Annotated in this window: 11 protein-coding genes and 2 pseudogenes; 5 read left to right on the forward strand and 8 right to left on the reverse strand. The window is 64.8% G+C overall.

The features are described 5' to 3' along the window. Positions 1–72: 72 nt before the first annotated feature. On the reverse strand, positions 73–873 hold the full coding sequence (locus ACFWX1_RS11185; protein ID WP_378386191.1) for a BTAD domain-containing putative transcriptional regulator: 801 nt from the start codon (positions 871–873) through the stop codon (positions 73–75). Positions 874–1,535: 662 nt separating this feature from the next. Between ACFWX1_RS11185 and ACFWX1_RS11190 the strand changes: the two genes are divergently transcribed. The 4 genes from ACFWX1_RS11190 to ACFWX1_RS11205 all read left to right on the forward strand — a co-directional run bounded on the left by ACFWX1_RS11190 (position 1,536) and on the right by ACFWX1_RS11205 (position 4,406). Continuing rightward, positions 1,536–2,018, forward strand: a complete 483-nt coding sequence (locus ACFWX1_RS11190; protein ID WP_378386193.1) for a MarR family winged helix-turn-helix transcriptional regulator — start codon at positions 1,536–1,538, stop codon at positions 2,016–2,018. Positions 2,019–2,213: 195 nt separating this feature from the next. Beyond that, positions 2,214–2,666: a MarR family winged helix-turn-helix transcriptional regulator gene (locus ACFWX1_RS11195; protein ID WP_378386195.1), complete on the forward strand. Its 453-nt coding sequence runs from the start codon at positions 2,214–2,216 to the stop codon at positions 2,664–2,666. A gap of 91 nt (positions 2,667–2,757) precedes the next feature. After that, positions 2,758–3,312, forward strand: a complete 555-nt coding sequence (locus ACFWX1_RS11200) for a hypothetical protein (protein WP_378386197.1) — start codon at positions 2,758–2,760, stop codon at positions 3,310–3,312. Continuing rightward, complete coding sequence (locus tag ACFWX1_RS11205) at positions 3,309–4,406, forward strand: MAB_1171c family putative transporter (RefSeq protein WP_378386198.1); 1,098 nt, start codon at positions 3,309–3,311, stop codon at positions 4,404–4,406. Before ACFWX1_RS11200 ends, ACFWX1_RS11205 begins: the two co-directional genes overlap by 4 nt. 6 nt (positions 4,407–4,412) lie before the next feature. Here the strand turns inward: ACFWX1_RS11205 and ACFWX1_RS11210 are convergent. From ACFWX1_RS11210 to rlmN, 6 genes and pseudogenes are all read right to left on the reverse strand, one after another. Beyond that, positions 4,413–4,769 (reverse strand): annotated as a pseudogene (locus ACFWX1_RS11210) (23S rRNA (adenine(2503)-C(2))-methyltransferase RlmN); the annotation flags it as partial. Then, positions 4,766–7,189: a hypothetical protein gene (locus ACFWX1_RS11215; RefSeq protein ID WP_378386200.1), complete on the reverse strand. Its 2,424-nt coding sequence runs from the start codon at positions 7,187–7,189 to the stop codon at positions 4,766–4,768. The gene ACFWX1_RS11215 and the pseudogene ACFWX1_RS11210, both read right to left, overlap by 4 nt. Positions 7,190–7,441: 252 nt before the next feature. Continuing rightward, positions 7,442–7,737 (reverse strand): annotated as a pseudogene (locus tag ACFWX1_RS11220) (transposase); the annotation flags it as partial. 339 nt (positions 7,738–8,076) lie between these two features. After that, a complete protein-coding gene (locus ACFWX1_RS11225; protein ID WP_378386202.1) occupies positions 8,077–8,295 on the reverse strand; it encodes a hypothetical protein in 219 nt (72 codons plus the stop codon). 48 nt (positions 8,296–8,343) lie between these two features. Further along, positions 8,344–11,586, reverse strand: coding sequence for a hypothetical protein (locus tag ACFWX1_RS11230; RefSeq protein WP_378386204.1), 3,243 nt, complete (start codon positions 11,584–11,586; stop codon positions 8,344–8,346). Between the two features lie 92 nt (positions 11,587–11,678). Further along, positions 11,679–12,785 (reverse strand): 23S rRNA (adenine(2503)-C(2))-methyltransferase RlmN, encoded by a 1,107-nt coding sequence (gene rlmN / locus ACFWX1_RS11235; protein ID WP_378386206.1) that lies wholly within the window; start codon positions 12,783–12,785, stop codon positions 11,679–11,681. 118 nt (positions 12,786–12,903) lie between these two features. On the opposite strand from rlmN, the gene ACFWX1_RS11240 reads away from it, so the two are divergent. Beyond that, positions 12,904–13,506, forward strand: a complete 603-nt coding sequence (locus ACFWX1_RS11240) for a PadR family transcriptional regulator (protein ID WP_378386208.1) — start codon at positions 12,904–12,906, stop codon at positions 13,504–13,506. Here the strand turns inward: ACFWX1_RS11240 and ACFWX1_RS11245 are convergent. Beyond that, positions 13,446–14,285, reverse strand: coding sequence for a class I SAM-dependent methyltransferase (locus ACFWX1_RS11245; RefSeq protein ID WP_378386210.1), 840 nt, complete (start codon positions 14,283–14,285; stop codon positions 13,446–13,448). The two genes, ACFWX1_RS11240 and ACFWX1_RS11245, sit on opposite strands and share 61 nt — an antisense overlap. Positions 14,286–14,337: the final 52 nt, after the last annotated feature.

Raw genomic sequence — 14,337 nt, forward strand, 5'->3', positions numbered from 1 at the left:
CGGGGGCGGTGTTTGTTTTTATGCCCCCGGGGGGTTGGGGGGGCGCGGCCGGTGGCGGGGGGTCGGAGATGCCTAGCCGCGCCCGGCCCCCCCCCCCCCGCCCCCCCCCCCGCGCCCCCCCCCCCCCGACAGCACCGCTTCGTGCAGCCGCTGCAACGACGGCGACGGCTCCAGGCCGAGTTCCTTCCGCATCCGGCGGCGCAGCTGGTGATAGACGTTGGACGCCTCGTAGCGGCGTTCACACCGGGAAAGCGACACGATGAGCTGGGTGTGAAACCCTTCGTGCAGGGGATAGGAGAGCACGAGCTCCTTCAGCTCGCTGACCAGCTCACGCTGCCTGCCGTGCCGCAGGTCCGCGTCGATCCGCGACTCGAGGGCGTTCAGCCGGATCTCCTCGAGCCGCGTCACGTGTGCCGACAACAGTTCCCCGGTCTGCAGACCGCTCAGCACCGACCCCCGCCACAAGGCCAGCGCTTCACGGAAGAGCGCGCTCGCCCGTTCGGCGGCCCCGTCGGCGAGCGCGACCCGGCCTCGCCGGGCGAGCTGTTCGAACCGGAACTGGTCGACCGCCTCCGGCGGAGCCGCCAGCAGGTAGCCGTGGCTGTGGGTGTGCAACAGCCGTTCGGTGCGCCCGGCCTCGGTGATCACGAGCAGTTTCCGCAGCTTGTGCACGTAGGTCTGCAAGGTGGCCTGGGCACTGCGCGGCGGACGCTCGCCCCACAGCTCGTCGATGAGATCGTTCGTGCTGGTCACCTGGTTGTGCCGAGCGACGAACAAGGCGAGGAGCTGACACAGCTTGGGCGCGCTCGGGGTGACCGCCTGCCCTTGCACCACCACTTCCAACGGGCCGAGTACGTTGATTTCTACCTGCACTTGTCCCCCAGCTATTGACGTCAGCGCTCTCAGCCGGTGGATCCGCTGTCCCGGGGTGTGGAACACCGGCGTCCGGGCATGTCCGGACGCCGCCGAAAACCGGGTGATCCCCAGCAGAATTCACCGCCTGATGAGCAAGAAAGGTACCGAGTTACCCCGAAACTCGACACTGAGAACTCACAGCGGGCTGCGCTCGATACAATTGGCGCCAATCATGCCGATAAGCAAGCAATAAGCACCCCTCGCCCCCCATGCGAGCGCGTCACATATGACGCACGTTACCAGCGCCCACCTGAGCGCGCAACAACATCAGCACAGGCGAGACATTCTTTACCGCTCCATTACTTATGCCGGATAATGCCTGGTCAGCACGATGACGACCGTAGATCATTAGCCCCTGCGGCACTCCGGAGCGCCCCAGAAGACGTGGCTGCGCCCCGGCGATTGATCACGATCGGTTTGTTCCGGCATCCCCACCGCCGGGAACTACACGTAACGTTTCACATCACTCCACCACGCGGCCCCACGACGAAACGGAAAGCCCCTTTCCGCTTGATCCCGGTTCGAGCGAGCCGCCAGCACGTCTTGAGCGCCGAGCTATTCGATGGGCGAGAAAAGGCGACACAGCCGAGACATATGGCGCAGCCGAGACGGAGGGGCCGATGGCGGACGCCGAGGGAAGAACCTACCCGATAGCCGAGCACGAGGTCCGCCGGTTCGTCGGGATGAGCCACGAGAGCAGCACCCTGACGGTGCTGCGGCACGCGAAGATCGCCGCGCGCATGGGCCTGTCGAGCACCGACCACCGGTCGCTCGACCTCATCGGGCAGGCAGGCGAGCCGCTTTCCGCGGGCCGGATCGCCGAATTGACCGGACTGTCGACCGGCACGATCACCGGAGTGGTCGACCGATTGGAAAAGGCCGGTCTCGTCAGCCGAATTCGTGACCCCGTCGACCGGAGAAGAGTATTGGTCACGGTTGTCGCGGACGCCGCCGACCGCTACGCGCCATTCGTCCAGGAAACCACCGATCTGGTCCGTGCGGTGATCGCGCAGTTCTCTCCCGAGGAAAGACGGGCGATCGAGCGATTCCAGCAGCTGATGCTGAAATCGCTGCACACGGAAATCACGAACCGCCGCCACTGAGTGTTCCGCGGCCTTTCCTCCGGCTCCCGCTTCACGACGGAATGGCCCAGCCGCCGGACGTCAGGCCACGCGAATCCAGAATCCGCGCCCAGTCCGGGGGAACGATGTGTTGATGGACGTCGATACGTGCGGGCCATCTTCGTTGCCTAACCAAAAGTTAGCTTGGCAAATATTGTACATGCTAGGCTGACACTCATGCGGAACACGGGCATCGAGGAACTGGCGCAGGCCGCCGACCGGCTGTTCTACGCGATGCGGCGGTCCAGGGCCTCGACCGTGGGCCAAGCGGGCGACGGGCTGTCCCTGGCCCAGCTGGCACTGCTCGACCCGCTGACCGAGGCACCGGACGGGCGGGGCTTGCCGGTCGGCAGGCTCGCTTCCGCCGCCGAGGTCAGCGTGTCGACCGCCACCCGCATGCTCAAGCAGCTGGAGGTCAAGGGCGTGGTCGTCCGGCGCCGCTCCCCCGAAGACGAGCGTCAGGTGCTGATCAGCCTCACCGAGAACGGCGTCCGCCGCCTCGGCGCGATGCGCGAAAGCCTGCGTGAGCGGCAAAGCCGGGCGCTGGGCCAGTTCACCGCGGCGGAACGTCGCGCACTCACCGCGCAACTGCGCCGGCTGGCCGACGTCATCCAGGAGAGCCGCCCCTGAAGGCCCCGCTCGCCGTCGTCTACCGTGACGAACGGACCGGGCGCGGCGATACGTCGAACGACCGAGCGCAGGATCGAGAGCGGGGTGACCGGTGAAGGAACGCGAACTACGGCGCCGCTGCCGGAAGCTGCTGAACGAACTGGACATCCAGCCACCGCTCGACGTCCTCGAGCTGTGCCGCAAGGTCGGGGACCAGCGCGGCCGCCCGATCCGGCTGATCGCGCACCGGATCCCGGTGCCGGGACCGTTCGGTGCCTGGATCGCCACCGGCAAGGCCGACTACATCGTGTACCAGCAGGACACGAGCAAGGCCCACCAGTGCCACATCATCCTGCACGAACTGGGTCACATGCTGGCCGGGCACAGCACCACCGCGGAGGACGACAGCCTGGTCGCCGAGCTGACCCCGGACACCGCCCCGCCCGGCGACCTGCGTGAACGCTACCCGGACCTGGAACCGCAGTCGGTCCGGCGCGCTCTGCGGCGTACCTCCTACGACACCGACCACGAGCGGGAAGCCGAGACGGTCGCGACGATCATCCTGGAGTGGGCGTCCGTGCTGGACCGCGTCGCCCCGAAGTCGTCGGACGAGGCCACCGCGCAACGGATCGAGACCGCGCTGGGCGAAAGGCTGGGCTGGCTGTGAACGCCCACATCACACTGACCGTGATCCAAGGGGTGATCCTCTACCCCGCCCTGTTGTGGAAGATCTACCAGCTCACCCGTGCGCCGAAGGACGTGGCGCGCTGGATGGTCACCGCCTGCCTGGCCTGCTTCGCGGCCTCCTACCCGTTCGGCCTCCTGGCTGGCAACGTGAACCAGCCGGACCCCGGGCCGATCGTGCCGCTGCTGTTCCAGCACATCCTCCTCTGCGGGCTGGTCTACACCCTCGCCTGCTTCTTCCTGTTCTCGGCGCTTCCGGCCGCCCAGGCGAAGCGGCGGGCCTGGCTGGAAGCGGTGCCGCTGGGCGCCGCGATCCTGGTGATGGCGGCCGTCACGGTGCTCATGCCCGGCGTCCCGCCGGAGAAATACCCCCTCTCCGGGGTCTCGATCTTCTACCTCACCGCCGATCTGTACCTCACCTACGGCATCGCGAGCGCGTGCTTGTTCGCCCGGCGCTACGCGCGGGGCGCCTCGCCCCGGCTGGCCCGTGGGCTGCTGGTGGCGTCCGTGGGGTTCGCCATCGGCGCGGTGGGCGGGGCGACGCTGATCGCGGTGGTGCTCGTGCACTGGGCGGGCGCGGCGATCCCCTGGCTGCTGGTGCAGGCCACGGTCTTCCTGGTGTTCCCGAGCGCGATCCTGCTCGTCGTCGGCCTGTCCTATCCCGGTGTCGCCACCCGGGTGGCCGCGGCCAGGGTGTGGTGGCAGCACCTGCGGATGTACCACCGCCTCGGTCCACTGTGGACACGACTGCACGAGGCTTTCCCGGAGGACGCGCTGAGCCGGGTGCGGCTCAACCCGTGGCGGGACGCGCTGAGCCTGCGTGGCGTGCATCGCCGGTACTACCGGCGGGTCATCGAATGCCGTGACGGGCTGGTCCGGATCAGCCCGTACCTCGCCCACCTCGGCGACGACGGCTCACTGGCCGACCGGCTCACCGAGGCGCTGCACGCCCACGCCCGCCACGACCCGGTGCCGCAGGAGGGAATGCCCGTCGCCCTGCCCGACGGCGACGGCCTGGACGACGACGTCCGCGAGCTGGTCACGCTCTCCGAGTCACTGAGGACCGCCGCCGCCTGAGCGAGGTCAGCCCTCGGCTGCCAGCTGGCCGCAGGCGGCCGCGATCTCCTGGCCGCGGGTGTCGCGGACCGTGCACGCCACTCCCCCGGCGTTGACCAACCGCACGAATTCGCGCTCCACCGGCTTCGGCGACGCGTCCCACTTCGAACCCGGCGTCGGGTTCAACGGAATCACGTTCACATGCACTACCCGCCGACCCGACGTATCCGCGTAATACCGCGCAGCCTCGAGAACCTCGTCCACCGAGCACCGGTTGTTCACCGGCACCAGCGTATCCCGCAGCTCGTCATCCGGCGTGTGCAAGGAAACAGGGCGCGCGTAAACCGCCTGTTGACGAACGAGGAGCCGCAGCCGCGCCATTAACTCGGATTGAGATCTTGATCACGGCGAAGATAAGCTAATGCAGCAGTGGTCTGACCACCCAAGAGCACCAGGAAACCGACCAACGATACCACCAATAATGCATTGCTTATGGCATTTTGATTGCGCACGTGCGCATTGAGAATGCGGAGAAATCTATGCTGATGCGGCCCTCCCAGCTTTCCACTCGCCGCTTGAACAATGACACGATTTCGACGCAGCAGGCCCCGTTCATAATCTACAGTCTTTCTCGTAACAGACTTAATCTCTGAACGGGACTCAATCTCGCGGTAAACATGTCCGAGATTAGTTTCCAGCTGCCACTTGTAAGGCCTTAGGAAGTAAGTCAAGAATGGTCCTACAATGGCAAATGTGGCCACAAATCTTGCCCAAATTCCAAGACTCGAGGGTAGATGAAGAAGAGTCGTTGCGGGAATTACCAAAACTATCACATAGAGCAGCAGTGCTAAGATCCAATCTTGGACAAGGTTGTGGGTTAGACCATGTCTGGTACCGCCGCGTTCTGACGTGACAAGATGGCCCACTACCACTGCTATAGCACCATTCACTGCGAGGATTCCAACTGCAGTTGATATCCCAGCAAACCACGTGTAGACATGCGCAGAATCGGCAGCGAGAGCTACCGATGCAGCAAAGAACCCGCTGACCAGGCTGCTTACCGCGACGGCTGCCACACACGCCCACAACGGACCGTCAACTCGAGTTCCTCGCAGCGTGCCGACATTATTGATCATTGTGTTGGCCGACCATAGTGCCAGCAATGATCCACCTGCTGCCGCCACGAGCGTAACAGGATCCACCCCGTGGATACCGACAACAATTATCGAGAGAATTGGCCAGGCCACCGCCAGAACCGGAGCCACGAAACGTAGTATGCTGACCGACCAACAACTACTGAACCAGAGCAGCACCACAGCGAGCAAAGCCAACCCCGCACCAGCCACGAGGAGGCTACCGGCCTGCGGCATCATCCCCGAGTCAGTGACATACTTGCGATCGATCGCGGCTGCAAGAGTGAAGTCGAGCAGCGAGACGACGCCTGCCAATCCGAACACAAGCAGCATGCCGACCGTCGCCGTCGCGCTCAGCTTGGTTGCACCGGCCAACCCGAACGAGCCGGTATCTTCATCAGGAGGCCCCTGCTCATCCCGGATCTCGATATGCATGCGGATCTTGAGAATCGGAAAGAGCAATGAAGATATCACGATCGCTACCAGCAAACTGCTGAAGGGGGCAGCGTCCGACGCCTGCCGCCACCGTGGCACAGTCAATGCCGCAAGTGAAATCACGCAGAACAAGAGGGAAACCACCGTGATGTCAACTGCTTGGCGCATCCAAGGAAGACGGAAGCATCGAACAACTGCTCCGCAGAGGACCACGATAGCAACCAGATACGCCAGAACCCAAAGCGCAGCTTGGAGCCATCTCGAGTTGAGAATATCCGCCGATGCATGTGCCCACAACGAAGGAAGCAGGGCGACGAGAACAAAACCAACCAACGGCACTTGAACAGGATTGGGACGGTACATCAAATAGCTGTCAGCATCGAGCGCACGGCCTGGCACGAGGGTGAGCAGCGCGATACCCACGCCGACTAGCCCAGAGCTGACCTCACCCAGAATCTGCGTCCGGTCCCCAGACCAGGGCGCGTCGATGGCTACCGTTACCGCAGTTGCCGCAGAAATTGCCAGGATCATGTGGGATCCAAGCATTCTGATCGATCGTCGCAACACGACCAGCGCGAGAACAATGAACACTGCAACCGCTAAGCCGAGACTGATGAGCGAAGTTCGCGAAGCAAACGTCGAAATCGAAGAGTCGCGCGTCACCAAAACGATGTAGATAAACAAGCAAGAAAGCGCCACCGAAGGGCCTGCTCCACTCAGTACGGCGATCACAGCATTGGGTCCCACGCCTCGCAGTGCCACTGAAGCTCGGTATGCAAAGAGCACGAGCGCAAGCATCAATACCGCGGCAGTTCCGACAAAATACACCGCATGCCAGATACCTGCCACATTAAATTGATGGGGTTGCGGAAACGTCCAATTGCCCTTGGGATGCCTGTCGACCAGCCAGAGAAATTGCACACCGGTTGCCAACAGGCCGGCAATCACGGCAAAGATGGCTGCGACCGTCCGATCACGTGGCACCCGCGGGAGATGACCCGCACCTAGCAGCATGAGCACGACTGCGATCGGAAGCAGAAAACTGTCACCAATGTAGGCACTCGGAAAGTCGAAGAGTCCAGGAAGATCGACCGGAGGAGCAGCCCACCAGATACCGCGAGTGAACCACAAAACCGCCAGTATCATGAATCCACTGAACTGAATGATTCCGACCAAAACCGGCAACCGGTAACGATGAACCGCCCGCTCACGCCCTGGCGCTGACGAAACCGACATTCACGCTCCTACTGAACGATGTGGTTGTATCTTCAAAATTTGGATCTCAGTCGGTGTTTACCTTGCCTACGTACTCGCCCCAGACACAGCGATCGTTACGCAGCCACACAGCTGTGTCAAACTCGTTACCACGCGTGGAACAAGGCCAGCGTCCCGCAACCCTCGAACATGCCGAGCGAGCGTCCCGAGCCATCGCCGAGGCGGCGGTCACGATCGACTCCTATCCGCAAACTACCCCGAACATCACGACCGCTTTGCGGCGATGCGGAATTTGATGCCGCGGTCGCGGACCCATATACGCAGATCGGGTTGCTCGTAGGCCGTGTCGGCATGCAGCTTAGCTGGCTTGTGACGCCGCGGGCCGCGATGGGAACGGATCGCTGGGATCGCCATCACCAGCAATTTGAGCACGTTGGAATCGTTCGTGTTCGCGTCGGAGACCGCGACTGTGAGCAACCCGGCGCGGTCGGCAGGGCATGGATCTTCGAGCCGGGATTGCCGCGGTCGACCGGGCTGGGGCCGGCCAGAGATCCCCTTTGGCCTTGCCGATCGTCGATGTACTGGATCAACGCGTACCCGGGTTCCGCAGCAGAGCAAGAGGATCAGACCTCTAACGTTTTCACGGTCTCCCAGTGCAACGCGATCGTTGCAAGAACCCTGCGTCACGCATCGCTATTGCACGGTGACTACCGCCACTGACCATCGTGCCGCCCTGACCGTCGTCTCCCACCTCGACGGGACTTCTGAACAAGGATTCAGCCGTATCGAGATTCCATGTGTCCACCTCCTCCAAGCCGACGCGATCTGGTTGAAGGAGCTTTTCAATCGAACGTGCAGCGAGATCACGGCAGTCTCTAGCAGCCGTGCTACGTCCTGGAAGATGCGGATCACAACATTGTTGATGATCTTCCAGTCACCTTGGTGATACCAGCAGTGACACCGGCGGATAGGAGGTGGCGCCAAGCGCCACAAGCGATGCCGCCATGGAAATTACGATGAGGCATGCAGAACGAAAAATTCCCGGCTTTCTTCGACTTTTCCTTATGGGCACGCAGGGCTGGCAAGGCGGCAAGTGGTGTCACGCGGAACCGCTGTACCGCTTCCATACCACTACTTTCCTGACGTAGGAACAGTCGCGGTCTTCGCGTTGCTGGTCACTCCGTCTCGCTCATAGGTCGAGGATCGACGTCTGCGGCTTCGTGGTAGCCGAGGTCGATGAGCCGGGTGCGGAGGTGCTGGAACGCCGGGTCGGCTCGCTCAGCGAGCGCTGGGAGGCTTTTGACCGCGGTCTGGGCGACGAAGTGCTGATCCCAGGGATCCCCGTGGCCGAGCAGGAGAAGCAGGATGCGGCCGCTAAAGCCGGCCGCGGTCGCCGCCTGGCAGCGATCGGCAATTTCTGCGGGGAGGTTGATGTCGCCGCCGGTGATACGGAGTATCTGCAGTGTGAGCTGCGACCAGACGTCGTCGGCCAGGCCGGTTACGAACGCCCAGCGCCCGGATGCGTGCAGGGCCTCGGCGCCGACGACCTTCCGGTCCGCGTAGACGAGTGCTTGCCAGAACTCCGCGGCGGTCGATAGACGTGGATCATCCGCCGCGCATCCCTGCGCCAGGAAGGCCATGCTGTCGTTGGCAATGGCCAAGGCGGCGTCGTTGCCTTGCAACGCCGTGATGACGGTGTCGATGGTGCACCCGTCCTGATCGTTCACGACTCCGACGAGCAACGACTTGATCGCACGGGGGCTTCCACCTGCGGCCGCGGCAACGAGCCGATCGCGCAGATGGGTGTACAGCCAAGGAGTGGGCTGTGCGTACTGGAGTGTGAAGTCGAAGATCACCGACCCGAGTTCGTCGTCGCCGAACAGCACAGCTGAGTTCTTCATGAGCCAGTCAGGAGCGAGGACCTCGAGAGCTGCCCTGCGGTAGGCGAGGATTGCGCGGCACTCGTGTCCTTTTCGACCTGGGGCCGCAAGGATGTCACCGAGCATGCGGGTGAAGTCCGAGCGAACGGTCTTCAGGTTGCGATGCTCCCACGCGGCGAACGCGATCAGAGCAAGGATCGCCCTGCCTTCGCGGCTGTTTGTGGCGCGCCGGAAGGTATCTGGGTCATCGGAGGGGGCTTGGTCGTCGGAGTTGTCGCGCGCCAAGTCGATGGACTGGCAAGCCCAGGTCCACATGGTGTCGAGATCTTCGGACAGCTCGCCATCCCAGTTTGCCAAGGCCGCGGCGAGTTCGATGGTCATGACATCGACGTTGCGCCAATCGAGCTCGAAGTCGACACCGTCACGGCCGAGGACAACCGGGTCCCAGCGGGTGTCTCGAGCCAATCGCGTAGCGGCGATGATCTGGCGAGTCCGCCCGACGGCTAAGCGGGCTTTTTCCGCGAGAGCCTGGAAATAGTTCAGCACGTACAGTGGTTCACGTAGCGTCGTGACAACCGCTATCGGGTCCTGAGTCCATGCGGCAATGTCGTTCTTGACGACGGTCTCAAGTACGCGAGCAAGCTGACGCGCACCAACGAACTCCCGAGCGCTCGCGTCCTCCAGCCGCCACTGAGAAACCCGTCGAGCCGCATCAAGTACCGGCAACGCAGCAAGATCATCCACTCCGTAGGGCGACCGTTCGCCCTCAAACTCGAACGGGGCGCTCCGGGCATCGAGGTCGGCCAGGTCGAGTCGGCCGTAGACCGACGTGACGTGCCGGATTGCAGCGTCCCAGCCGCTGAGGACCGACGCCGGCACCACCGGCGACCAACTCCAGGCTCTCATCCACGAGCGAGGGATCTGGCCGGGAGCTTCGTCAACGGCGCCCGGAGGGGCGCCCCAGGCATCGCGCCACGGTGCGAGCATCGTCTCGTCGGGTTCGTCCGCGAGCACGGCGTCGATCAGGTCCTTGTCGTCACCGGTGGCAGTCGAGGAGGCCAGCCGCTCCGTGACGTGATCGATCTTGCCCTGCAGCGTGACATCGTCGGCTTCGGCAAGGACCCGACACAGGATGCGCTCGCCGACCTCCCCCGGAATGTCGTCGACCCACGCACGCAGATCAGACGTCGGAACTCCCAGCTCGCGGCAACGAGACAGAGCGATTGCGAAGTCGTGCGTGATCAGGGAGACGAAGTCGTGACCATCGGTGAGGTCGCTGGTGAATCTCGCGATGTCCAGTGCCACGAACTTCATGTCGGGATGGCTGGCGAGCTTACGGACCTTGATCGCTAACAGCCGAGCCCGGCCTGCGGCGTTGCCCGCGGTCAGCCCGGTAACGAGACTGTCGAGAACCGTGCTGTAGTAGTACCGCTCCCGATCGAGCGGACGCCCGTTGAGCACACGGTCGGCGACGTGAACGACGATCGGCGCAGCAGGATCCGCATCTTTCAGAACTCCGACGGCCAACGCACGAACAGCACGGTCCTCGGGGTGGAGCGAAAATATCGACTCCACTAGCGGATGGCCCACGTCTCCGAGCTGTACGGCGATGCGGAGCAGATCGAAGCGTTGCCTCCAGCGCTCCCCTTGAGGTGATTCCCTGACGTCAGCCAGTAATCGATGGAGCACGTCGGCCACTGAAGCAGGAAAGGTCTTGCACAACCCGTCCAGTAGCCCGGCCACAGCCCACGGCGCGTTCGGCTCGGGCAGCTGGATCAGGTCGGCGGTGTATAGCGGCATCAGCCAGGCGGGGTCCACGAGCGTGGCAAGGAACAGCCGCACATGGTGTGCGGTGCTGGCCAGGGCGCGCAGGCGTTCCAGCTGCACCGGGCCCTGCCAGGGCTCGGCCGCAAGGTCCTGAAGTCCACGGACGACCTGATCGGGCGGGGTGAACATGCGAATGAACCACGCGACTGTACGGTCCAGCAGAACGACGGCCTCGGACAAACCTGCTTCGTCGTGCAGGCAACCGTTGGCCATTCCTCGCAACTCGTCGTACTCGACGCGAGGATCCAGCCCAGGCAGCGGGTCAACACCAGTCTGCGCCCGAATGAAACTCAACAGCCGCGACGCGTGAACAGAGCCGCGAACGTTCTGCGCAGCAAAGGCTGTCAACGCAGCCTTCAATGCCTCGAGTGCGAGGTCCTGGTCCGATCCTCCAGACGCCGTCCTCATATAGAGATCCCACGCATCCATCACAGCGCGCAGTTCCCCACCGCCGGCCGGTGTTCGGTGCGCGACGACCGCGTCGAGAGCTTCCCGCACGTTGTAGGCGGCACTCTCCGCCAGACGCAACCCGCGATCATCCACAATCGCTTCTTCGATGAGAGCGCCCGCGGTGCGAAGGCAGCCGAGGATCTTGCCAGCGCTCTCCGGCAACTCCTCAGTCAAACGTGCGCACACGTCGACCGGCAGCTCGAGCAGCGGCTGGCCTTCCATAGGATGCATGATCGAGTAGTCGTCAGGACGACGCTTCATGTTTCTGAACAGTCCCGACCCCGACGACGCTCGCCTGCTCTACCAACGCGCTATGGGGGAACAGTGCCGTCTCCGTCCCAAGGGCATGAAGATCAGCCTTCGGCAGCGAGCTGGCCGCAGGCCGCAGCGATCTCCTGGCCGCGGGTGTCGCGGACCGTGCACGCCACTCCCCCGGCGTTGACCAGACGGACGAACTCGCGCTCCACCGGCTTCGGCGACGCGTCCCACTTCGAACCCGGCGTCGGGTTCAGCGGGATGACGTTGACGTGGACCAGCTGGCCGAGGTGCTTCCGCAGCCGCTTCGCCAAAAGCTCGGCACGCCAAGGCTGATCGTTGATGTCCCGGATCAACGCGTACTCGATCGAAACGCGACGTCCAGAAGTGTCCGCGTAGTACCGCGCGGCCTCGAGAACCTCGTCCACCGACCACCGGTTGTTCACCGGCACCAGCGTGTCCCGCAGCTCATCGTCCGGAGTGTGCAAGGAAACCGCGAGACGCACCTGCATCTTCTCGTCCGCCAGCTTCCGGATCGCCGGAGCCAGGCCGACGGTCGACACCGTCACCGAACGCTGCGAAATCCCCAGCCCCGCCGGCGCCGGATCCGTGATCCGGCGCACCGCGGCCACCACCCGCTTGTAGTTCGCGAGCGGCTCACCCATGCCCATGAAGACGATGTTCGACAGCCGGCCGGGGCCGCCGGGCATGAGACCGTCCCGCATGACCGCGGCGGCGGAGCGGACCTGGTCGACGATCTCCGCCGTCGACAGGTTGCGGTCCAGACCACCCTGGCCGGTCGCGCAGAAGGGGCAGGCCATGCCGCAGCCGGCCTGGCTCGAGATGCACAGCGTCGCGCGGTCCGGATAGCGCATCAGGACGCTCTCCAGCAGCGTGCCGTCGTGTGCGCGCCAGAGGGTCTTGCGCGTGGTGCCCTCGTCGGTGGTGAGCGCGCGGACCTCGGTCAGCAGCGGCGGCATGAGCTCGTCGACGAGCCGTTGCCGGGCGGCGGCCGGGATGTCGGTCATCGCCTCGGGGTCGACGGTGAGGCGGGCGAAGTAGTGGTTGGAGAGCTGCTTGGCGCGGAACGGCTTCTCGCCGAGCGCGGCCACGGCTTCGGCGCGTTCGGTGGCCGAGAGGTCGGCGAGGTGGCGCGGCGGGAGGCCGCGCTTGGGCGCGTCGAAGACGAGGGGGAGGGCAGTCATAGCAGGTCAAGTGTCCCATGCCGGGCGTTGCGGGCCACATCACACCATCGATATTGCCAAACGACTGTTTCCGATATATCGTGAACGTGTCGGAATACTTCGAGAAAGGACTCAACTCATGAGACGACACCAACGATTCCCTCGCGAACGTGGCCGGGCGGACTTCGGGCCATGGGCCCGCGGCGGCTTCGGCGACTTCCCCCCGGGGCGCGGGCACGGCTCGCGTGGACGGCGGGGCGGCGGACGGCGCAGCAGGCGCGGCGACGTCCGGGCCGCGATCCTGGCGCTGCTCGCCGAGCAGCCCCGGCACGGCTACGAGATCATCCGCGAAATCGGCGAACGCAGCGGCGGCTTCTGGAAGCCGAGCCCCGGCTCGGTCTATCCGACGCTGCAGATGCTGGCCGACGAAGGGCTCGTCCTGAGCAAGGACGAGCACGGCAAGAAGCTCTTCGAGCTGACCGACGAGGGCCGCGCCGCCGCCGAGCGGCAGGACTCCACGCCGCCATGGGAGCACATCGCCCACGACGTCGACCCGAACGAGGTCGGGCTCCGCAAGGCGGGCGCCGGACTGGCCGCCGCGGTCGTCCAGGTGATGCGCGCCGGTTCCGAGAGCCAGCAGGCTCGCGCGGCGGACGTGCTGAACGAAGCGCGTCGCTCGATCTACGCCATTCTGGGTGAGGTCGAAGACGACGCGCCCGAGTCCCCGGCGGCGGCCGAGTGACCGGGCAGGGCGAGGCCGGTGGGCTTGACGCGCGTATGGACGCGATAGCCCACCGGCAGCGTCATTTCCGCGCTCCCGGCGTGGAATTCCTTGGCGTTGCGGCGATGCACCTCGGCGATCGCCCGCGCTGCGACCTTCGCGCTGAACTCGATCTTCAGCACTGACTCCATCGCGGCGGCGTCTTCGAACCGCCAGCGCGTCGCCACCCGGCGGCACCGGAACCCCGCCCGGTCGAAGAACCGCTCGACGGCGGGCGGGTCGTAGTCCGGCAGATCCTCGCGCATCCAGCTCCCGTACGGATCACTGGTGACGTCGAGGTCCACGATCAGGATCGCGCCACCCGGCCGCAGCACGCGTTCGGCTTCGCGGAGCCCTGGCTCACAGCCCGGCCCGAAGAAGTACGCGGTGCGCGCGTGCACCACGTCCACGCAGGCGTCGCCGACGGGAAGCCGTTGCGCCCGGCCTTGCCGGACCTCGGCGTTCGCCAGGTCCCGCACCCGCTCGGCGGCGTCGCGGGCGAGCGGTTCGTGGGGCTCGACGCCGAGCACGGAACGGGCGTCGCGGGCGAAGTACGGCAAATGGAAACCGTCGCCGCAGCCCACGTCGAGCACGTCGCGGCCGGCCCAGTCGTACTCCTCGCGCAGCACCCGCCAGATCTCGCCGTCGACGTCCTGCGCGCGGTTCTCCACCTCGTAAGCCCGCTGGTAGTACCAGATGTTCGGGCTCGGCACGACCTCGGACCGCCGGGACGGCGCCACGGACCGGGGCAACCACCGCACTTCGGATCTCTCCCTTTCCGGGTCGTCGGCAGGAGGATCCTCGATCTTCCGG

It is taken from the genome of Amycolatopsis sp. NPDC059021 (assembly GCF_042739895.1).
In the GTDB taxonomy this organism is placed as follows: domain Bacteria; phylum Actinomycetota; class Actinomycetes; order Mycobacteriales; family Pseudonocardiaceae; genus Amycolatopsis.

What these genes read in the sequence shown, in the direction of transcription:
- ACFWX1_RS11225 (WP_378386202.1), bottom strand. Translation starts at nt 8,295, where the DNA reads ATGGAAGCGGTACAGCGGTTCCGCGTGACACCACTTGCCGCCTTGCCA.
- rlmN (WP_378386206.1), bottom strand. Translation starts at nt 12,785, where the DNA reads ATGACTGCCCTCCCCCTCGTCTTCGACGCGCCCAAGCGCGGCCTCCCG.
- ACFWX1_RS11240 (WP_378386208.1), top strand. Translation starts at nt 12,904, where the DNA reads ATGAGACGACACCAACGATTCCCTCGCGAACGTGGCCGGGCGGACTTC.
- ACFWX1_RS11195 (WP_378386195.1), top strand. Translation starts at nt 2,214, where the DNA reads ATGCGGAACACGGGCATCGAGGAACTGGCGCAGGCCGCCGACCGGCTG.
- ACFWX1_RS11215 (WP_378386200.1), bottom strand. Translation starts at nt 7,189, where the DNA reads ATGTCGGTTTCGTCAGCGCCAGGGCGTGAGCGGGCGGTTCATCGTTAC.
- ACFWX1_RS11230 (WP_378386204.1), bottom strand. Translation starts at nt 11,586, where the DNA reads ATGAAGCGTCGTCCTGACGACTACTCGATCATGCATCCTATGGAAGGC.
- ACFWX1_RS11190 (WP_378386193.1), top strand. Translation starts at nt 1,536, where the DNA reads ATGGCGGACGCCGAGGGAAGAACCTACCCGATAGCCGAGCACGAGGTC.